Below are 20717 nucleotides of genomic sequence, written 5' to 3'. Positions count from 1 at the left end.
CGGCTGGAGCCACGGGAAACCGTGGTTTTTTGGCATGGGAGAAAAAGAGGAAGGAACTGTTCGCATATACCACATTTTGGGTTATGATGGACGTAGTTAATGAAGGGGGCAATTCCAATGAAGATTGAATATGCAACGGAAGCCGACTATGACTATATCATTGAAAGAGATCGGCATATGCATCAGCCACTTGTGAAAACGAAGATTAGTGAGAAAGAAATATTTATCCTATGGGACGAGGACGAGGGATCAAGAGTTGGATGGATGAGGTACGGTTACTTTTGGGACAACCTTCCCTTCATGAATATGATCTGGCTTGATGAACCCTATCGAAACGGCGGATATGGCAAAAAAGTGGTGCATTACTGGGAAAATTTAATGAAGCAACAAGGCTTCGATACGGTGATGACTTCAACGCAATCAGACGAACATGCCCAACATTTCTATCGAAAGCTGGGGTATGTTGATGCTGGGGCTCTGTTGCTCGATACACAACCTTTGGAAATTATATTGATCAAGAAAATTTAATAAGTAAGCTGCAAGGAGAGAGGATTGTGGGTATGGAGCAAGTGTCGTTACAACCTATAACCAAAGAAAATGAACTTGAGTGCATCCAACTTAAAACACGGGAAGATCAGCTGGATTTGGTAGCTAGCAATGCGGATTCATTGATTCATGCAACGAAGGAAATTACGTCCAAACCATACGGTATTTTGGCAGAGGATCAGATGGTCGGTTTTATTTTATTTGATAACGAGATCTACAATGACGGGTATTACTGGATTCTGCGCTTCATGATTGATGAGAAGTACCAGGGGAAGGGTTACGGCAAACTTGCCATTCAAGAAGTGGTTCGTATGTTGCAAGAGAGGAGTGACTGCCAGCAAATCAGGGTATCCCATGTTCCCCATAACATTGCGGCAAATGCGCTGTACAAACGTTGCGGATTTCAGGACACGGGTGAATTCGAGGACAACGGTGATATCATTTTAAGTTATCAAGTGAGGTAACAGGGAGGGGAAGCTTGATGATAAGAGAGGCAGAAGCTAGGGATGTAGCGGTTATTGAAAGGCTGTATAAAGAATTATTGCCGAACAACTTAAACACGAAGGTACTGGCAGAACGGATTGAAGAGGTTCGGAATAATCCAAACAGTTTTTTGTTTGTGTATGAAATGGGTGATCAGGTGATCGGCACGGCTCATTTACATATTTGTCTGGATGCTTTGGTGGAAAATAGACCATTCGGCGTAGTTGAGCGGGTTATCATTACGGAACATGTGCAGAGCAAGGGATATGGGTCTGAATTGATGAAACATATAGAGCATGTATGTGTGCAGAAAAATTGTGTGAAGGTGTTTCTAACGAGCGGATCATCCAGACATGAAGCACATCACTTTTATACGAAATTGGGGTACAACGGAGAATCCAGCAAGGCATTTAAAAAGTATTTATAACTTATAACATTCATCAAGGAGAAGGAAGTAGAAGCAAAGAAATGAAAGATAACAAACATCCGGTTCAAGATCTCCGACTCATCGTTACCTTGCTCGTGGCTACTTTATGTTGTCTAGGTGTTGTGATGTATTTACGTGCCCAATCAGATACGAATATGTATCGATTTTTAAGTTGGGACATGTTCCTGGCATGGGTACCATTCATCATCTCATCCTGCATTAGATACATATTTAATAAGAAATTAACCACAACGAGCATGATATGTATGGGGCTGATGTGTGGAGTATGGCTCTTTTTTCTGCCCAATGCGGCCTACCTTTTTACGGAGATTCTGCATTCATTCAGATATTTTGATGCTCAAGGGGAAGTTAGATTTTGGGTTAATATTGATTTTTGGTATGGACTCACCCTGACGTTTGCCGTAGCGATCATCGGATTGCTGCTCTCGACTTGTTCGATCATTCAAATCCACGAAATGTTAAACAAATTAGTAAATAAGTACATCAGCATGATGGTTGTCGGTGTTATTTTCCTATTGAGCAGTATAGGGGTTTACATTGGTAGATTTAATCGGTGGAATTCGTGGGATGTATTATCCCGGCCTGGGAAGATTTTCGTGGATCTTGTGAATGATTTTAATGCAACGAACAGCATGATGGTTGAGTTTGTTGCCATTGTATTTACGGTTCAACTTTTTGGATACGTTATTATATCCTTGCTAACCGCAAGGTCGGGCAACTAATTATTCCATTTAAAAGGGTAAAGGAACAGCCATTGCCTATTTAATTATAAAAATGACACCAAGGAGGCAATATCACACGATGGGTAATCTCAATTTTATCGATAAACTTCCTCACATTAGTGAATGCAAACAGATTCTAAAGGCAGCAGCTATGTTGGATGCCATTTTGATGCCGGAATGGGAGTACAGGTATTACTCGTATAATTCCCAGTGGGACACGAATGAGCAAATGGCATCCATGAGAGATGGGCAAGGAGATCATTATTTTGCAATATTCAGTCCGAATGGGCTGATAATTAAAGGCTTTGATAAAGAGTATACACTTCAGCATAAGGTTGATAGGAGCGAGGTGGTAAAAAGCGTTCCAGAAGCATTTAATACTTTTGTGGTAGAGCCGGCATTTGTAATGGATCAGACGACGTTCTGTATCTGGAGTGTGGCGGATCAGGAAGGGTGGTCTGCGGGCACAGAGCTTGGGGATCATGAATACGAACTGTTAGAGATTTTGGTAGGCGGCGCGAAATATTATCATGCTTGGGCACAGGATTACTACGAGATAGCGTTGGATATCAAACTGGTTGAACAGGTATTTGATATGAAGCCGATCGATGAGGTCTTACTACAGCAATTAAATGATGAACTGAAATTAAGTGATATCGAAGGTGAAATTGCAGAAATTGGATACCCGGATAAGGATATGAAGGTATGAAGGCAATAACCCAGGAAATCACGGAAGAATTGTTGGCTGTGATGGATATGTACCAAAGAATCGCGCGGCAATTGATCGACCAACTGATATTGGAAACCGATCAGCCTGATCGGGCGGAAATTCTCGCAGGTGCGTACCATCTGCTGACCAATGCGGATGTAATCCACGGAGAAGAAGAATTAACGGGAAATTGGTATTTTGATGTTCACGGCGAGCACTGTATGTTCAAGAATACAGAAACAGGGCAGACATTAGAGGTTTTCCTTGGTAGTCTTTTGTATTTCGAGAATCCGTTTAAGGACATGTTGGATTTCTTCGAACGTATGGAGGCACAGCATGTGTTAATTCATGTTCACGGGGTGGGGTATAGAAAAATGATTTGATTGCTTGCCATTTAATTAAAACTGAGGAGGAATTACATATGGGGTTAACTGAGTGGTCTACAGATATTCTTCAATATGATCTGTCGGATGAATATTCGATTCGCAAAGCAGATTTTGCCGAATGGGGATTATATTGCACGGTTTATTATGATATGCGTTATGTCGGATTTTTCAGGGAAGAAGAGTTCAGTTCTTCCAAGATCAGTGCGTACTGGATTTACAAAGGGGAAAGCAAAATAGGTGGCGTGAGAATGGAGCCTAACCGGATGTATCATTTGTTTTTTATCCCGCCATTCCAGCAGTGCTTTGAGGTATTGAAGCTTCTGAAGCATAAATTATTACAGTGGTCGGATCGCACGAAACGCATTCTGACCTTTGAGATTCTTCCAGACCAAGTGGATCTATACGCAAGAGCAGGATTCTGGCCAGTGGAGTTCAGATGTCGCTGGATGCAGCGGCCTACAGATCATTTTGAGATCGAGTGGGACAGCAGGGTAACTGTAAAGAGTCTGGAAATTATCGAAGATGAAGCGGGTACCCGAAAGTATGTGAATGAGGCTGAAATTGCTCAATGTGACCTGGAGAGTTTTGCGGGAAGTCTTGAAGCTACACGAAGAAAACATACCACTCTTGCAGATTTCATACCAAGCGATGACCCTAATTATACGAATGAAATTCTGACCCAAGCGTCCACACTTGTATACGACAAGGAAACGGGACAGCTTATTGCAAATTGTCGCTTGTGCTTGCAAGATAATCAGGCTGCTGTATACAGCATAGGGGTTCGGCCGGCCTATAGAGGAAGAGGGCTTGCTACACTGATGTTACAGAGAGCATTAAATGGACTTAAGGGTGAGTATCCCGTTCTGCGATTGTATGTGATGCAGGGAAATGATGCCGAGTCCGTATATCTGAATATGGGATTTATTCCGGGCGTACAGGAGATTCAGACAATGTATATTCCAGAGGAGGAATCACAATGAAGGTTGCCATCTTAACCGATATTCATGGGAATGTTCCTGCGCTTCAAGCGGTATTGGCTGATATCGATTCCAGAGTGGATGTTGAGCATACATTTTGTTTGGGGGATATGATCGGTATTGGCCCGTACTCCAATGAAGTGATCGAGATGTTATATAGCCGTAAAAATATGCTAGCGATTTCAGGGAATCACGAAGAGGCCGTATTAAGTTTGCTTCAAAATAAGGGTCCATTAGAAGGGCACAAAGGCATGGCCGAGCATCACGAATGGATTGGTCAGCATTTGAGTGCAGAATCGATCAAGAGAATACAAGATCTACCAAAATTCGTTGAAATAGAGGTCGAAGGACGTCAGTTCCTTTTGACTCATTATCATATGAACAACGACAAGCTGGATGTCATCGATAAAGAATCATCCGGAACCAAATTGGATGCAAGGTATCAGGATACGAACTATGATTTGGTTTGTTTTGGTCATCATCACATTCTTCATTATTATAAGACAGATCAACGAATCTATCTGAATCCGGGAGCTTTAGGCTGTAACGATCTTGCCATTGCCAGATATGGGATCGTGGATCTCCAAGAGGGTAAAGTGGACGTGAAATTCATTGGCGTTCCATATGACAACAGGGAGTATCTGAAATCGTATGAACGGTTGAACGTTCCGGATCGGGCTTTTATTTTGAAGGCATTCCATGGAATTCAGTTGGAGAGAGAGTATAGTGAACGTTCGTAGCAATGTGCTGCTACTTTGGAAAGGAGAGATGTACTTGGGAATGATCATTATGTTGGTGGTGTATCTGTTCCTCGGTATTTATGTTGTGAAAGTTGGAATAGATAACTCAAAAAATAGCCAGCACACCAAAGAAATATTATCAGAGTTAAGGGAGATTAAGGACCTGTTAAAAGAACGAGGGTAAAGAGGAGGGATGTACTTGTGTCTCGAGCACCATTTCAAATATTAGTTTTTCCTTATACCAGGTTGAAAGATTCAAATGACTATGCATACGCTATCTTTCGAAGATCAAGAGAAGGTTACTGGCAGGGCATAGCTGGGGGAGGGGAAGATGAAGAAAAACCATTAGAAGCAGCTATGAGAGAAGCATTTGAAGAGGCGGGTATCCCTTTAAATAGTAAATACAGGAGTCTTAATTCAAGATCGACTCACTCCGTGGTAGATGTGGTTGGTTATTTTATGTGGGGACCTGATACATTTGTTATTCCTGAGTATTGCTTTGGAGTAGAACTGGATGAAATGGATCTGTCTTTATCCAATGAGCACTCAGAATATAAATGGGTGGCTTATGAAGAAGCTCGTGAAATACTTAAATGGGATAGTAATAGAGTAGCAATCTGGGAATTAAATCAAAGACTGAACAGAGAGTCAGCGAAATAGACATGTATTCAAGCGAGGAGGGATGCTATGATTTACGATTTACAAGGTGAAGCAAATATGGAACCTATTGTTGGAATGTTATTTTCGGCAGTAAGAGAGAATAGTGAGCGACTTAAATCGATTACTGAGGGGATGTCGCAAGAAGAGGTAGATTACAAAGGGGAACAGAACCAGTTTAATAGTACAGCTCAATTAATACGACATATTACGTTTGTTGATATGAATTGGGTTTATAGAATAAAGGGAGTTGCCCTTCCGCAGCCATTAATAGAGGAATATGGTCCCATGATTGATGAAAATAATAGACTTCCGCTGGTTCAAGGTGTGTCACGTGACATACTTATCTCTCAATATGAGGGTATATTAACCCTTCTGAAAAAAACCTGCACACAAGTAGCAGATGCTGACCTAAATCGAGTAGTTACTTTTGGACATCAGAACGAAAAGCAAGCTACGGTACGTTGGGGATTATGGCATATGGCTGACCATAACCGTTATCATCAAGCTCATATGAATCAGCTAAGAAAGTGGTTCCAGACACAAAATGATTGCTAACACATAGACAGGTTATTTTTCTAATGCCAGATCTGATGATATCACCACCTCCCCTCAGTGGTTACTTCAGATCTGAAGTACACGAATAACAATATCCTGATCATGGTTACCAAAACCGGCACCATAGATCGTTAATCCTCCTACGTTGGGGCTTTCCTCGTCAACTGTGAAGCGAAGCGTCCAGAACGGTTCGCTAAGCTTAATATCCGCGAGAGTAACGTCTGACATCCGCTCACCATCCATATACGTACCGGAGGCATCAATGCGGATGGTCTTCAATAATCCATACTGATTCACATTGCGATGCCACCATTCCGGCGTATATTTGCCGCGTGCTGCTCTGCCAAAGTCGGCAGGGCTTGTCCACGTTCCAAGTGAAATGCCATTGAAGGTGAAACGAATATCCGAAGGCCAATGATCTCGCAATCCCGGAGCTTCAGACGCCAGTTCCATCGAAATTTCAATAGCATCAGTTGTCTGATCCGGTAGTACAAAGTTAGGTGTTTTATATTCAACATAGCCCTTCCCAAACCACAAGATAGCGGCGTGAACACGTTCAGGATCAAGGAAGTAACGTGGATCGTCCCATACGCCGATTTCTTTCTCAAGTGTTCCTAGCCCACAGGTAGGGTGAATATCAAAAGCAGTGTAGTGTCCCACGGCTATCGTCTGTTCTCTGGTTCGTGAAGTTTGGCTTGGGGATGGCAGCTCGATCTCAATCTGATTTTGCTTGAGGTAACATAATTTGTGCGTCCCTCCGTTTATCCGAACTCGTCTGCTCCCAATTAGACCCGCATCCTCCAGTTTGCGAATATGCATCGTGACAATGGAGGGGCTAAGCTCTAGGGCTGCCGCAATATCCTTCACATTCATTTCGCGATCTGCAATCATATCCATGATTCTCCATCTGACTTCGCTTGCCAGCGCCTCATATAAAGGAAGGAACTGGGGCTCCCCATTTGCTTTGATCATCTGTACAACTCCCTACCCTCTAAAATCACATATATATTAATTTAATGAAATTAACTCCAAGATGCAATCCAGATTCATTGCAAGTTAATGCCCGATGGTGTTTAATTTTTGTAGTTGTTACCAAGTTGAATTCTTATATATGTGAATTTTATAATAAGAGATGGAGTGGAGTAATGAAATACAATAACCCTGTTGTGAAAGGTTTTTATCCAGACCCTAGTGTGATTAAGGTGTACGATACCTACTATATGGTGTGTAGTTCTTTTCAATATTTTCCGGGCGTACCGCTCTTTGAAAGCAAGGATTTGCTGAATTGGAAGCAGATTGGTCACTGCCTGACTCGTAAAAGCCAGATTCAGCTCGAGACGGTGAATAGCTCCGGGGGTGTATTTGCCCCAACCATCAGGCACAATAACGGGCGTTTTTATATGGTCACAACGAATGATACGACGCATCAGAATTTCTATGTCTGGACGGACGATATCTACGGAGAATGGTCTGAGCCTATTTATGTGGATCAAGGCGGGATTGATCCCGATTTGTATTTTGAAGATGGAAAAACCTTGTTTATGAGTAACGGGGTGGATGATGAAGGCATTGGCGGAATTGTTCAGTGTGAGCTTGAAATTGAAACTGGCCGCAAACTGACCCCGAGTCGTTCGATATGGAACGGAACAGGTGGACGATATCTGGAAAGTCCGCATCTCTATAAAATGAACGGTTACTACTACCTGCTTGCAGCCGAAGGCGGCACCGAGTATGGTCACATGGTAACGTATGCCCGGGGAACTTCGTCTTCAGGACCGTTCGAGGCCTATGCGAAAAATCCAGTTCTAACCAACCGTAATCTGGGCGGATATGAGCTCCAGGGAGTAGGGCATGGTGATGTGGTTCAGGATGATCGGGGGAACTGGTGGCTCTTTCACCTGGGATTCCGACAGATTGGCAGATGGGCTACGTACCATCATCTGGGCCGAGAAGTATTTCTGACTCCAATTACGTTTGGTGAAGACGGATGGTTTACAGCCGGGCATGAAGGCACAACACTGACGAGTTTTGAGACCAATCGTATCCCGGATACGGTGATCCAGCAGGATAAGAAGAATTATACGTTTGAAAATACAGACTGGAACCTCGACTGGTGTTATCTTCGTCATCCAAATACAGAGCATTACCAGCTCGAATCAGACAAGCTTACGCTAACAGGAACCGATGTAACGCTGGACGTTCCGGCATCCCCGACGTTCATCGGGCTACGTCAAAAAGACTTTAATGCAACAATTTCAGTTGATATTAGTCTGACAATTGGAGAAGCCGGGATCACGATCTACATGGATGAGAATCATCATTATGAAGTGGCTATTCGTGGGCAGCAGAACGGTTATAAGGTGGTCGAGCGTCTAAATATCGGTGATATCAAATCGATAGAACATGAAGTGGATCTGGGAAATAAACAGTATGCAACGCTGGTGATCCGATCAAGCCAAGAACGCTACAGTTTCCTGTTTCAAGCAGCAGATGGTGAAGAGGTTCTGCTGGGCACGGCACAGACGAGATACCTATCCTCGGAGGTGGCAGGAGGTTTTACGGGCGTACTTATTGGGTTATACGCGAGCGGGCAAGATACTTCAGCTGAGTTTACAAATTTCAAGTGTGATTATCATTAAGAAGTTAAGGGGAGGGCCTAAGGGTCCTTCTCTTTTTTTTAATTTGTGTCAAAATATAGATATATTAATCAATGCCAATAGAAGAGAGGTATGCAAACGTGGAAGTACATTATAAAATGCCGGAATCATTAGAAGGCATCGTTCGAATAGATAAGGAATTACGTAAACAACATGATGCGACCCTTCATGATTATGTGGGGTTTTATATTAGTTTTAACAATGATGATGATCGATACTATTGTACGCCAGATGATGCCATTATATTTGGAAGAACAGGGGCAGATGGTGACCATTTTGCTTTTTTCACGTTTAACAGATCCATTAGTGATTTGGAAGAAGCTCCGGTTATCTTTATCCAACCTACGGCGTTTGGTAATCAAGTAACTTTAGTTGCCAGAAACTTTAAGGATTTTGTAGCATTATTTATTAATCTTAAGGAAGTATATGTTTTGGAGAGATTTCGATTTTATAAGAACAAATTAGATTTTATGAATGACTATAACGATAACTATTTGAAAGATATAAAGATGCGAGAGAGTGAAAATCAATTAATTATTGAACTGTTAAAAGAGAAAATTAAAGGGATAACAGAAATTGATGATGTGTACGAATACATGATTGAATCCAAAAAACAAATAGAACTAGGGATAAACAATGATGATTTTGCATGATATCAATATGGCATCACTAAATAATCTACATGTAACAAAAGGTTAAAAGAACGTGTTATTTAATTATAAAGCTTGATTGGATAACCAAGGAGGAGTTGTATGGAGGATCAATGGAGAATTGCAAAGTATGATCCGGCATGGCGTAATTTGTTTCTCGAAACGGGTTCGAAATTAAGAGAAGCGTTAGGAGAAAAGGCCGTGCGGATTGATCATGTTGGGTCCACTTCAATTGTGGGAATAGACGCCAAACCCATCATAGATATACAACTATCTGTTTCGCAGTATGAAAATTTGTTGGACTACAAACGTGAGATCGAAACCGTCGGATTTGTATTCAGAGCAGAAAATCCAGATAAGACTAAACGTTACTTTCGGGAAGTGCCCGGAAGCAGAAGGATACATATACACGTTAGACAGGCAGGTAGTTTCTCCGAGCAGATGACCTTGCTGTTCAGAGACTATTTAAGGGAGCATCCAGAAGATTGTTTGAACTATGCAGAAGAAAAGCACAGACTTATGTCACTGTATAAAGATCAGCGTCCCAAATATGTTGAAGGAAAAGGACCAATGGTGTGGAGCATATTACAGAGAGCGCATCGTTGGTCTCAAGATATCGGATGGCAACCGGCAAAATCTGACGCATGAGCACATCCAATGAATAGAGATAACTGTATTGGAGTGATGAGATGAACATGGGAAGAAAGCTGATGACAACCGTTCTAACCATCATTTGTTTTACTTTGGCTGCAAGTCTCATATCGATGAATGAATCCTACAGTTTTGATTTTTATATTCTTATTTATCTGGTATACGCGACTCCCTTGATCCTGTTGATCGGGCTACCTTTATCGATATTGCTGGACTACCTGCTCAGCCGAATACAATTCTCTAATCATGTGTTGTATCTAAGTACGAGGATATTAGGCTATGCATGTGCTGGAGTTTTAGGCATGTACATCTATTATCTGGTCATGGGCGCAGGAGAAGCAATCTTGGATTTCAAAGAGACGTTAGTTCTGACCTTATTTGGCGTTCTTGCCGCTATCCTATTTGTACTGATTGATATGGGATTGGAAGTTTTGTTAAAGGTACGAAGAAAAAAGAGTTGAATTAAATTGATTTGTCAGGAGGGAAGCAAAATGACAACGCATTGTGCACTTCTCATCATTGACGTACAGGTAGCGATGTTTGATGAAGCAGATCCCGTATATCAGGGGGAACGATTGCTTCAGAAGATCCAGGTGTTAATTGCCAGGGCCCGTGAAGCAGGGCATTCCATCATATATATCCAGCACTGCGAAGGGGCAGGCAGTCCACTGGAACGAGGAACTCCGGGATGGGTCATTCATCCGTCCATTACACCTAGTGCTGGTGACCTCGTGATCGAAAAAGAGAAACCGGATTCATTTCACGAAACCAATCTGCATCTGAAATTGCAAGAAAACGGCGTGACGGAGTTGATACTCGCGGGAATGCAGACCGAGGTATGTGTAGACACGACTTGCCGCAGAGCCTACAGTCTGGGATACACGGTCAATCTGGTTCAAGATGCGCACAGCACATGGAATTCAAAGACGCTTCAAGCAGAGCAGATTATTGCACATCACAATACGGTACTGAGACTGTTTGCCAACGTGGTGGATACGGAGAATGCGCTGTAATGCTAGGAATACGTAGGCGATTCTGGTTTTTCATAGGTGCGGCAATTATGTTTCTGTATTTTCTAATCACGAGTAATCCAGATCCAAATAAGCCGATTTCGAGAAATCAAGTGATAAGCACAGAGATGAGCATAGTTGTGTACACCAGGACAGGCGACGGTGGAGCACACGTTAGCATTGACAATGTTACGTTAAGTAAAGAAGACATTAGCCGTATAGTCGGCTGGCTGAATGCAGCCCCGGAATCAGCCAAAATACCAGTAGATGATGTCACAGGAAGCATGAGTGCAGGAATTGCTTTAAAATTAAAACATAACGCTGAAGTTACAATTCAATACAATCGGAAACAGATTATAGTATCCACAAAAAGCAGATTTAATAGAGATACGAAATATAAACTTGATCAAAAGGACTTAAGAGACTTTATGGATCAAAAGTTGGAAGGGACGTATTTTGGTGAAGATACCGTTAGTGTTGAATAAGGAGGAGAGGTATTGACGATTAACAAAAGAATAATGAATCTATCAGCCTGGCTTGCTGTATTAGCCATCCTATGTATTCCTGGAACTTTACATACTGAAGATGGACCGCTCCGAACAGAGTATGGTTTCCCGATCCGATTCTTTACGGATTATCATTATGCTAATTCTGAGGGAACAATCTGGTTTATATCTGGCATCTATTTAAATGTACTTCTATATTTGTTCAATGTCCTGTTTATTTATGCAGGAATTCATGTAATCTTGTATATAAAAAAGAAATTAACTAAATAAATTGAACTGAATATTTACACAAAACGGAGAGGACAGAAAGGACCTGAAGAAGCGGAGTGTTCGCCTTTATCCCCGGATTTTAACTTTATAAAAGGAATCAAAAAAATCTGGGGATAACAGCGATCGGAAGGTTGTTCTGTCATCGGAGTGGTAAGTGTAAATATTCAATAGTGCAACTTTATATAGAATATAAAGATGGAGTGATTACGATGAAACAACTTCCAGTAGAATGGAAGTCAGACCGACTTATTGTCTCGAATGTGGAAGAATCTGATATTCCTGAACTTGAGTCCATATATGAGACCAGTCGGTACTTGCATCAATGGGATGGACAAGAGCATGATCGGAACTATGTGAAAGAATGTTTTGAAGAAGGCCACCTTCCGCCAGGAGGCAGGCTGGAGAATTATCGAATTCAATCCATTCGCACGAATGAGGATGACCGCTATATTGGTTTGTTAAGTGTGTACCATGGGTATCCCTCCGAGGATTCGATCTATCTCGAATTTTTATATATCCATAGCGAGATCCAGAAGCAGGGATATGGACAAGAATTAATTCAGGCGTTGACGCGTCAATTTTCCGAACTTGGTTACAAGGAAATTCGAATCAACGTAGCGCTCAAAAATTGGCATGCTTTACGTTTTTGGATCAAATCCGGATTCAATCAGGTCAGCGGAATTTATGGTGATCTTGAACATTCTGATGAAACCTTTGCCAATACAGAATTGATCAAAGCTCTCTGAAAAACATAGCCGATAAAGGGGAATATACCAATGGAAACATTCTTTCGTTATAACTGGATGGTACGTGAGCAATGGTATGCGTGGTGTGAAGATGTATCGCTTGAAGAATTGCTTCGGCCTCGCACAGGCGGAGTAGGCAACATATTAGAAACATTATTTCATATCATTGATGTAGAGTGGAGCTGGCTTCAGTTGCTTCAGGGCAAACCGGATGATGCAGAAGATTTTGCAAACTACCAGAATCTTGAGGCAGTAAGGCAACTCGATCGCAAGTTACGTCCTGATGTGGAGGCATTTGTTACAGCCTGGGATTCGAGTATGGAAAAAAGAGCTTATATCGATCATCGCTCAGCTGGCAAGGCCAGTACAGATTCATGGGGAGAAGTTATGCGACATGTGATTGCCCATGAGATTCACCATATGGGACAGTTATCCGTATGGGCGAGAGAATTGGGCAAGCAGCCGGTATCCGCTAATGTCATTGGCAAAGGCCTGACTAACCAGGAGAGGCGTTCATAACACGGAAGAAGGGGAAACGATGACAATTCAACTTAGCCAGATGAATTGGATAGAACTGGATGAACATATCCAGCAGGTGATTGAACAGGAGTATCAGATCATTTCCTTGCCACCTGGACTGGAAGCCAGTGTGATGAGAATTGAAACGGAAGATCAGCGGTACGTATTGAAAGTCTGGGACAAGGATTCCAAACCGGATATCGCCAGACAATATCGATTATTGTCCAAGCTTTATCAAAGTGGAATTCGTGTTTCCAAACCCTACGGTTGGGGATTAGACGAGCAAGAGAATCAAGTGCTGTTAACGAGCTATGATGGAAAGCCCGTTACCCAATTAACACAAACCAAATTGACACATTTGGCTGAGCGATTAATGGAGGTCCATCGTTATCCGGTGAATGAAGTGGGTACTGGAGAAGGTGAAGAATACATATTCAGATACGATTTTGTTCAATACTTTTTTCCTCAAATTGAATTACATGATGATATAAATGATCTTCTGGCAAAGTTGATTCAGCAGGTCCAGATCAGACAGGACCGTTTGATTCATGGCGATTATAATCTGGGAAACATTCTTGAGATGGGCGACCATTACACCATCATTGATTGGACTAATGGGCAGTATGGTGATCCAAGGTACGATATGGCATGGTCTGTATTTCTGATCACCGTCTATAATGGGGAAAGTTACGGCGAGATGTATCACGCTCAATTTGCACGTTCTGCCAGTTATACGTACACGCTGGAAGAGGAACAGATTTTTGGAGCAATAGCTTGCCTGCGCTGGATTCTGTTGAGGCGTGTTGGGGATGTACCCATGGGGCCAGATGTAATGGAAAGGGTTCACAGTATGGCTGTCCATAATCCATATTTAAATGAACACCTGCTGCAATCGTAATACGGGGATACACAATGAGATAGTATACGATTAAGTAATAGAAAGACCACTTTTTTTAATTAAAATAAACAGCCAGTCCTAAACTAGCGATCCTCGCATACCTATGATAGTAGGGAGCGTGATCGATATGGAGCAGAAAGTACAAACTTACTTTGACCTGAAGCAGCAGCAAAAAGATATTGAGCAGCAGCTGTCTGTACTACGAGATGAGATTGTCGCGTATTGTGTAGAACAAGGGGTGTATGAGACGCAGGTTGGTGGTTACACCGTGAAAACAGTGCTTCAGAACCGGAAGGAATACGATGATCAGAAGCTGTATGCTTCTCTTCCAGACCCGGACATCTGGCGATTGTTATCCAAGGTAGACAGCCATAAGCTGAAAAGCCTCATCAAGCTGAACATTCTGTCCGAGGAGCAAATTAACCCGGCATGCACAGTGAAACAGGTGACCTTGTTACAGGTGGACAAGCTGTAACGCTTCATACCCTCTTTGGTACATGAGTTGAATTTAACTGAACATCCGATCACAAAACACCTTCCGAGAAATGTTCTGTTGCGATGAGCAGTGGAACATAAGTGGAGGTGTTTTTGTTGTGCGAACAGGGCCGAGGATCATAAATAGTTAAATATGAGGGGGAAGAAGTATAATTTGTTCATTGTAAGCGTATTCAACAAACGATATGATGGATAAAAAATGGCAGGGAGGAATTGTAAATGCCAACCGAAATTCCATCACTACATGCTGCTTATGCCAATACGTTCAAAATAGGTGCTGCAGTACATACCAGAATGTTGCAGTCCAAAGGGGATTTCATCGCCAAACACTTCAATAGCATCACGGCTGAAAATCAGATGAAATTTGAAGAAATTCACCCGGAAGAGGATCGTTATAATTTTGAGGCGGCGGATAAAATTGTTGATTTTGCTGTTGCCCAAGGGATTGGGGTTCGCGGACATACTTTGGTCTGGCATAATCAAACATCGAAATGGGTCTTTGAGGATAACTCAGGTGCTCCTGCTTCCAGAGAGCTATTATTATCTCGCTTGAAGCAACATATTGATACGGTAGTAGGTCGGTATAAGGGGCAAATATATGCGTGGGATGTCGTTAATGAAGCTGTTGAAGATAAGACCGACCTGTTCATGCGGGACACGAAGTGGTTAGAGCTGGTGGGGGAAGATTATTTGCTGCAAGCGTTCAGTATGGCTCATGAAGCTGATCCAAATGCTCTTCTTTTCTATAATGACTACAATGAGACGGACCCGGTCAAACGGGAGAAGATCTACAATCTGGTTCGGTCTTTGCTGGACAAGGGAGCGCCTGTACACGGGATTGGGTTGCAGGGGCATTGGAATATTCATGGTCCTTCGATTGAGGAGATCCGAATGGCTATTGAGCGTTATGCTTCACTGGATGTGCAGTTGCATGTTACGGAGCTGGATATGTCCGTGTTTCGTCATGAGGATCGTCGAACGGACCTCACCGCGCCAACTTCGGAGATGGCTGAGCTACAGGAGCGTCGATATGAAGAAATCTTTAATTTGTTCCGTGAGTATAAATCATCCATTATCTCTGTGACATTCTGGGGAGTAGCGGACAATTATACCTGGCTCGACCATTTCCCGGTTCGTGGGCGCAAAAATTGGCCCTTTGTTTTTGATCAGCAGTTGCAGCCTAAGGAATCATTTTGGCGTATCATTAACCCTATGTCCTGAACATCAGGGAACTGGAGAGAATCGGTCACGATGTGGCCGATTTTTTGTTGTAGTCAATATAGATTATACAGAACGGCCATCTCGTGCATGATTGAGGCGTTGATTTGTGTGGATGATAAAATATGGTATTAAATGGAATTATGTGATAGGGTTGAAGAAATGGTGAACCAAATTCTTTCCTGAAATGAGATGAGAAGATGGATTACATCCGAAACTATTTAATTACTTTTGCCGGAAATTTTATATTTAGTTATTATATTTTTGAAGAAGGTACTTTTGCCAAACCGCTGATGTTTGCTACATTGATGCTGTTGCTGATCATGACAATTGATTACATGAAAAGTAGAAACAAATATACATTGGATTAGGACATGTCCATGTTTTTAAACGATTCTGGAACACAGGGTCGTTTTTTTATTGGATATAGAACAGCTTCCATTTACATCAAGACCATTGTTCATTACACTTGATGAGTAACACCTCATTAACTCAGTTTTCGTTACTCAATTCAGATCATCAGGAGGATATCATTATGCATCAATCCGCACATATTCAGGAAGCAAGAGATTACATATTAAACCGAATCCATACCAAACCTGCCGTAGGCATGATCCTGGGTTCCGGACTGGGAGCGCTCGCGGATGAGATTGAAAATGCGACCGTTATTCCGTATACAGAAATTCCGTATTTCGCCCAATCGGAGGCTATTGGTCATGCCAATGAATTGGTTATTGGTGAACTGATGGGCAAAACGGTTGTAGCGATGAAAGGCCGCCTTCATTATTATGAAGGTTTTACACTAGACGAAGTGACTTTCCCCGTTCGGATCATGAAGGCGCTGGGTGTCGAGCAATTGCTTATCACCAATGCCTGCGGAGCCATCAACACAAGCTTTGAGCCGGGTCAACTGATGCTCATTACAGATCATATTAACCTGGTAGGCAATAACCCGTTGATGGGACCGAATAATGCCGAACTGGGTGTTCGTTTCCCAGACGTATCACAGGTATACAATCGCGAACTGCGCAGCATTGCCCTTAAGGTTGCAGAAGAGCAGAATGTTGGCCTGCAACAAGGTGTCTATGCATGGTGGAGTGGCCCGGCATATGAGACACCAGCAGAGATTCGCATGATTCGTACGATGGGTGCGGATGCAGTGGGGATGTCGACGGTACCTGAAGCCATTGTTGCCATTCATGGCGGTATGAAGGTACTAGGCATTTCCTGTCTGACCAATATGGCCTGTGGTATTCTGGATCAGCCGTTAAGTCATGATGAAGTTATTGAAGTGGCTGCGCAAGTGAAAACAACCTTTATCGGACTTGTAAAAGGCATCTTGAAAGAGATCTAATCGCGAGATGATTTTTTTTCTAGGCCGCGATGGATAAGATAGAGTTTTCATCCAACCCAATCGAAACCACCAAAAAACGTATGCTTCACGAGCTGTTACTCGTGAGACATACGTTTATTTTATTTTGCAGAACTATGAACCATCTGAGAATGATCGGCCATAATTGCTGGTGTGGACTCCCTGATGATGGGTTTGGTCACAATGTGTGAGACCTGATACGGCTGTGTCGGGCTATTAATCCGGGATAACAGCATCTCCGCAGCCTTAATGCCCATCTCATTGCTATAAATATGAACCGTCGTTAATGCTGGCTCAATAATTCGAGATTGGGGTGCATTATCGAATCCGCATATCACAATATCCTGTGGCACAGCGACATTTCTATCTTTTAACGCCCTGATCAGATCAACTGCTATAAAGTCATTAGCGCATACGTAAGCAGAAGGTAGGGATGCCAGCTCGGCCACTCGCTGGTTCAACCATCCTGGCTTGGAGAAACACAGGCGATCATTGTCCAGGATGCAATGGGACAGGTCGACCTGCAACCCCGCCTCCAGCATAGCACGGTGATATCCAACCCATCGTTCATTAAAGCTCTTGCAGTGATTGTAATCTCCAACGAATCCAATACTTGTGTAGCCGCTCTCAATTAATTTTGTGGTTAACTGGTAGATGCTATGTTCATTCTCCATGAGTAGCAAATCTGCTTGGAATTCGGGATAACATATGTTGGAAGCGCAATCGATAAAGATGGTGGGGATGCCCAGATCGGTAATCAGCTGTGTATATTCCAGATCAAATAATTCAATGCAAATAATGCCGTCTACTTTGGCTATATCAAAATTGTTGGGAAGTGTAAGTGTATCTTGATCGTCTTCACGCACGATATGAATCGAGAGATTGTATCCCTCCGCACTGATTCTTTTCTCCAGACCGCTGATTAACAACGAACCAAAGTGAGATGTATTAGGCAGGTTTTCAGTTAACAGGGCGATATTGCCCGGAGCCTTGCTTAGAACATGCTCATTGTCCATATAGGCAAACTGTTTATATTTAAGTTCAATTGCTTTTTTAATTACACGATTTCGGGTCTCATCCGGGATGTTTCCGCTATCATTTAATGCTTTGGAAGCTGTATTCCTGGAGATCCCCAAAGCATCAGCGATGTCTTGTATCGTGACTTTTTCCTTTGCCATCTAATGCTTCACCTCTAATCATCAATAGTCATCCATATTCTTCTCTAAGTCAAATGTATAATAGAACGGGACAAATAGCAATCTCTGTTTTACAAATGCACAATTACATTTACATTTAGATAGGTGAATTCTATTTTCATAATTGTTCCAGAAGTTTCGTTAACTAGTGTAACAATGATGATCTATTACAGTAATGATATAGAAATATCTAGGCTGGTATTAACGATCCAGTGCTGTATACATGCAAATTCAATCCTCTTTAGTTACATTAATGCAAAGATGAAATGATCAAATGCACAAATATTTTTTTACAAAACGTATTGACTAAATCCGTTGAAACCTGATAAATTGTAAATTATTAAATAGGCAATTGTAAATATTGAAAGCCCTTACTGAAAACAATTGTCAACTTCTAGAATGAACGGGGGTATCGTGTTGGATAACATAGCCGACAGCAAAAAGGGCGAAGGAAGGGTACTGAAAGTGAGGACGACAAGCGGTCACAGGTTGCAGCAGCTCAAAAAAAATTACTTTTTATATATGTTGCTTGCACCTGCCTTAATTTTGACTCTTATCTTCAAGTACATTCCGATGTACGGAGCCATCATTGCGTTTAAGGATTTCAGTCCGATCAAAGGCATCATGGGTAGTGATTGGGTAGGCCTGAAGCATTTTGAGAAATTTATAGCTTCACCCAATTTCGATATCATTTTAATGAATACGCTTAAACTCAGCTTTTTGGGATTAATATTCAGTTTCCCGGTGCCCATTTTACTGGCACTCATGCTGAATCAGGTACGCAAAGCTGGCATCAAGAAAAATATCCAATTGTTTCTATACGCACCCAATTTCATCTCGGTTGTCGTTGTTGTGGGTATGCTATTTATCTTCCTCTCACCGACAGGGCCAATTAATCAATTAGCCACATGGATTACAGGTCAGCCAATCATGTTCATGTCTGAACCGGAATATTTCCGCTGGATCTACATTTTGTCCGATATCTGGACTGGAGCGGGTTGGGCTTCCATCATATACGTCGCGGCTTTGGCCAATGTTGATCCAGAGCTTCACAATGCGGCTAATCTGGATGGAGCCAATCTCCTTCAGCGTATTCGCCACATTGATCTTCCAACGATTCGTCCGATTATGGCCATCGTCTTTATCCTTGCAGCTGGCGGGATTATGTCCATTGGATTTGAGAAGGCCTATCTGATGCAGACGTCCATGAACCTGCCGTCCTCCGAGATTATTGCCACATATGTCTACAAGGTGGGGTTACAGTCTGGAGATTATGCTTATTCAGCGGCAGTTGGATTGTTCAACTCGGTTATCAATGTGATTTTGCTGGTGACGGTGAATCTGATTGTGAAGAAATTGAATGAAGGCGAAGGCCTCTATTAGGAAAGGAGTATTATCCATGGTTGTTAAACACACGGGAATGGATCGGTTGATCCTCACACTCAATGCCATCTTTCTCACCTGTGCTGTACTGGTTGTGGTTGTTCCCCTGATTTATATTGTTATCGCCTCATTCATGGATCCCACGGTGCTACTGAATCGTGGACTGTCCTTTAATGTATCGGACTGGAGTCTGGACGGATATCAGATGATTTTGTCCAATCCAGCCATGATCCGGGGGTTTGCAAATGCGGTATTGTACTCGGTTTCTTTTGCACTGATCACCGTGACCGTATCCATATTTGCAGGTTATGCATTGTCGGATGATAGACTCGCGGGACGTGGATTTTTTATGATTATCTTTATCATTACGATGTTCTTCGGTGGGGGATTAATCCCTACGTATCTACTCATACGTAATCTCGGCATGCTTGATACGGTGTGGGCGATCATCATCCCTGGAGCGGTTAACGTCTGGAACATCATTCTCTCCAGAACCTTTTTCAAAGGAGTCCCTCGAGAACTGAAAGAAGCTGCTAACGTGGATGGCGCTTCTGAGATGAAGATTTTCTTCCAGATCGTCATTCCGTTGTCGAAACCGATCATTTTTGTACTTGCACTCTATGCGTTCGTTGGGCAATGGAATTCCTATTTTGATGCAATGATCTATCTCGATAATCCGAACCTGCATCCGTTACAGCTCGTTCTGCGTTCCATTCTGATTCAGAATCAGGCTGCACCGGGCATGATCAGTGATCAGCTCGCGATGGCGGAACTGAAACGGCTCTCCGAGATGATTAAATACTCAGCGATTGTCATTTCGAGTCTGCCACTCATCATCATGTATCCGTTCTTCCAGAAGTATTTCGAAAAAGGTGTCATGGTCGGTTCCCTCAAATAGTGAACAGCCTGCGATACAGTAA

Annotated in this window: 29 protein-coding genes; 27 read left to right on the top strand and 2 right to left on the bottom strand. The window is 42.5% G+C overall.

Annotated features, from left to right (window positions below; all coding sequences use genetic code 11):
• The first annotated feature begins 117 nt into the window (after positions 1-117).
• The 11 genes from AC4E8D_RS23810 to AC4E8D_RS23760 all read left to right on the top strand — a co-directional run bounded on the left by AC4E8D_RS23810 (position 118) and on the right by AC4E8D_RS23760 (position 6226).
• The gene (locus AC4E8D_RS23810; protein ID WP_490205319.1) at positions 118-528 is read left to right on the top strand and encodes a GNAT family N-acetyltransferase; all 411 of its coding nucleotides are present in this window, start codon (positions 118-120) and stop codon (positions 526-528) included.
• A gap of 32 nt (positions 529-560) precedes the next feature.
• The gene (locus tag AC4E8D_RS23805; protein ID WP_490206507.1) at positions 561-1010 is read left to right on the top strand and encodes a GNAT family N-acetyltransferase; all 450 of its coding nucleotides are present in this window, start codon (positions 561-563) and stop codon (positions 1008-1010) included.
• A 17-nt stretch (positions 1011-1027) separates the two neighbouring features.
• Positions 1028-1456 (top strand): GNAT family N-acetyltransferase, encoded by a 429-nt coding sequence (locus AC4E8D_RS23800; protein WP_490205318.1) that lies wholly within the window; start codon positions 1028-1030, stop codon positions 1454-1456.
• A 41-nt stretch (positions 1457-1497) separates the two neighbouring features.
• The gene (locus AC4E8D_RS23795) at positions 1498-2199 is read left to right on the top strand and encodes a DUF1361 domain-containing protein (protein ID WP_490205317.1); all 702 of its coding nucleotides are present in this window, start codon (positions 1498-1500) and stop codon (positions 2197-2199) included.
• A 79-nt stretch (positions 2200-2278) separates the two neighbouring features.
• Complete coding sequence (locus AC4E8D_RS23790) at positions 2279-2908, top strand: hypothetical protein (RefSeq protein ID WP_074096143.1); 630 nt, start codon at positions 2279-2281, stop codon at positions 2906-2908.
• Complete coding sequence (locus AC4E8D_RS23785; RefSeq protein ID WP_490205316.1) at positions 2905-3291, top strand: DUF6896 domain-containing protein; 387 nt, start codon at positions 2905-2907, stop codon at positions 3289-3291. Before AC4E8D_RS23790 ends, AC4E8D_RS23785 begins: the two co-directional genes overlap by 4 nt.
• A gap of 38 nt (positions 3292-3329) precedes the next feature.
• Complete coding sequence (locus AC4E8D_RS23780; protein ID WP_490205315.1) at positions 3330-4274, top strand: GNAT family N-acetyltransferase; 945 nt, start codon at positions 3330-3332, stop codon at positions 4272-4274.
• Positions 4271-5011 (top strand): metallophosphoesterase family protein, encoded by a 741-nt coding sequence (locus tag AC4E8D_RS23775; protein ID WP_490205314.1) that lies wholly within the window; start codon positions 4271-4273, stop codon positions 5009-5011. The genes AC4E8D_RS23780 and AC4E8D_RS23775 overlap by 4 nt, the downstream gene beginning before the upstream one ends.
• A 34-nt stretch (positions 5012-5045) precedes the next feature.
• A complete protein-coding gene (locus AC4E8D_RS23770; protein ID WP_165790026.1) occupies positions 5046-5195 on the top strand; it encodes a hypothetical protein in 150 nt (49 codons plus the stop codon).
• Positions 5196-5212: 17 nt separating this feature from the next.
• On the top strand, positions 5213-5671 hold the full coding sequence (locus AC4E8D_RS23765) for an NUDIX hydrolase (RefSeq protein ID WP_339178649.1): 459 nt from the start codon (positions 5213-5215) through the stop codon (positions 5669-5671).
• A 27-nt stretch (positions 5672-5698) separates the two neighbouring features.
• Positions 5699-6226 (top strand): DinB family protein, encoded by a 528-nt coding sequence (locus AC4E8D_RS23760; RefSeq protein WP_339178647.1) that lies wholly within the window; start codon positions 5699-5701, stop codon positions 6224-6226.
• A gap of 66 nt (positions 6227-6292) precedes the next feature.
• Here AC4E8D_RS23760 and AC4E8D_RS23755 read toward each other — a convergent pair whose 3' ends face one another.
• On the bottom strand, positions 6293-7198 hold the full coding sequence (locus AC4E8D_RS23755; protein WP_339178645.1) for an ArsR/SmtB family transcription factor: 906 nt from the start codon (positions 7196-7198) through the stop codon (positions 6293-6295).
• A 173-nt stretch (positions 7199-7371) separates the two neighbouring features.
• Between AC4E8D_RS23755 and AC4E8D_RS23750 the strand changes: the two genes are divergently transcribed.
• From AC4E8D_RS23750 to AC4E8D_RS23685, 14 genes are all read left to right on the top strand, one after another.
• Complete coding sequence (locus AC4E8D_RS23750) at positions 7372-8865, top strand: glycoside hydrolase family 43 protein (RefSeq protein ID WP_339178643.1); 1494 nt, start codon at positions 7372-7374, stop codon at positions 8863-8865.
• A 98-nt stretch (positions 8866-8963) separates the two neighbouring features.
• Positions 8964-9536, top strand: a complete 573-nt coding sequence (locus tag AC4E8D_RS23745; protein WP_091020301.1) for a hypothetical protein — start codon at positions 8964-8966, stop codon at positions 9534-9536.
• A gap of 99 nt (positions 9537-9635) precedes the next feature.
• Positions 9636-10181, top strand: a complete 546-nt coding sequence (locus AC4E8D_RS23740) for a GrpB family protein (RefSeq protein ID WP_339178640.1) — start codon at positions 9636-9638, stop codon at positions 10179-10181.
• Between the two features lie 41 nt (positions 10182-10222).
• Entirely contained in the window at positions 10223-10645 is a 423-nt protein-coding gene (locus AC4E8D_RS23735) for a hypothetical protein (protein ID WP_339178638.1), read from the top strand.
• 30 nt (positions 10646-10675) lie between these two features.
• Positions 10676-11197, top strand: coding sequence for a cysteine hydrolase family protein (locus tag AC4E8D_RS23730; RefSeq protein WP_339178635.1), 522 nt, complete (start codon positions 10676-10678; stop codon positions 11195-11197).
• A 47-nt stretch (positions 11198-11244) separates the two neighbouring features.
• A complete protein-coding gene (locus tag AC4E8D_RS23725) occupies positions 11245-11679 on the top strand; it encodes a hypothetical protein (protein ID WP_339178631.1) in 435 nt (144 codons plus the stop codon).
• A 12-nt stretch (positions 11680-11691) separates the two neighbouring features.
• Positions 11692-11970, top strand: coding sequence for a hypothetical protein (locus tag AC4E8D_RS23720; protein WP_339178628.1), 279 nt, complete (start codon positions 11692-11694; stop codon positions 11968-11970).
• Between the two features lie 209 nt (positions 11971-12179).
• Complete coding sequence (locus AC4E8D_RS23715; RefSeq protein ID WP_490205313.1) at positions 12180-12716, top strand: GNAT family N-acetyltransferase; 537 nt, start codon at positions 12180-12182, stop codon at positions 12714-12716.
• A gap of 30 nt (positions 12717-12746) precedes the next feature.
• Positions 12747-13235 (top strand): DinB family protein, encoded by a 489-nt coding sequence (locus AC4E8D_RS23710; RefSeq protein WP_490205312.1) that lies wholly within the window; start codon positions 12747-12749, stop codon positions 13233-13235.
• A gap of 19 nt (positions 13236-13254) precedes the next feature.
• Entirely contained in the window at positions 13255-14133 is an 879-nt protein-coding gene (locus tag AC4E8D_RS23705; protein WP_490205311.1) for an aminoglycoside phosphotransferase family protein, read from the top strand.
• Between the two features lie 127 nt (positions 14134-14260).
• Positions 14261-14608 carry a hypothetical protein gene (locus AC4E8D_RS23700; protein ID WP_339178621.1) on the top strand — a complete coding sequence of 116 codons (348 nt, stop codon included), beginning with the start codon at positions 14261-14263 and terminating at the stop codon, positions 14606-14608.
• 239 nt (positions 14609-14847) lie between these two features.
• The gene (locus AC4E8D_RS23695) at positions 14848-15849 is read left to right on the top strand and encodes an endo-1,4-beta-xylanase (protein WP_490205310.1); all 1002 of its coding nucleotides are present in this window, start codon (positions 14848-14850) and stop codon (positions 15847-15849) included.
• Between the two features lie 197 nt (positions 15850-16046).
• Positions 16047-16217: a hypothetical protein gene (locus tag AC4E8D_RS23690; RefSeq protein ID WP_490205309.1), complete on the top strand. Its 171-nt coding sequence runs from the start codon at positions 16047-16049 to the stop codon at positions 16215-16217.
• A 164-nt stretch (positions 16218-16381) separates the two neighbouring features.
• Positions 16382-17200 carry a purine-nucleoside phosphorylase gene (locus tag AC4E8D_RS23685; protein WP_062835781.1) on the top strand — a complete coding sequence of 273 codons (819 nt, stop codon included), beginning with the start codon at positions 16382-16384 and terminating at the stop codon, positions 17198-17200.
• Between the two features lie 119 nt (positions 17201-17319).
• On the opposite strand, the gene AC4E8D_RS23680 is transcribed toward AC4E8D_RS23685, so the two are convergent.
• Positions 17320-18396 (bottom strand): LacI family DNA-binding transcriptional regulator, encoded by a 1077-nt coding sequence (locus tag AC4E8D_RS23680; RefSeq protein WP_339305346.1) that lies wholly within the window; start codon positions 18394-18396, stop codon positions 17320-17322.
• 540 nt (positions 18397-18936) lie between these two features.
• On the opposite strand from AC4E8D_RS23680, the gene AC4E8D_RS23675 reads away from it, so the two are divergent.
• The gene (locus AC4E8D_RS23675) at positions 18937-19797 is read left to right on the top strand and encodes an ABC transporter permease (RefSeq protein WP_223200008.1); all 861 of its coding nucleotides are present in this window, start codon (positions 18937-18939) and stop codon (positions 19795-19797) included.
• Positions 19798-19813: 16 nt separating this feature from the next.
• The gene (locus AC4E8D_RS23670) at positions 19814-20695 is read left to right on the top strand and encodes a carbohydrate ABC transporter permease (RefSeq protein WP_036617174.1); all 882 of its coding nucleotides are present in this window, start codon (positions 19814-19816) and stop codon (positions 20693-20695) included.
• The last annotated feature ends 22 nt before the right edge of the window (positions 20696-20717 follow it).

The organism is Paenibacillus sp. SRL342, from assembly GCF_984798905.1.
This window is presented reverse-complemented; position numbering and strand designations above follow the sequence as displayed.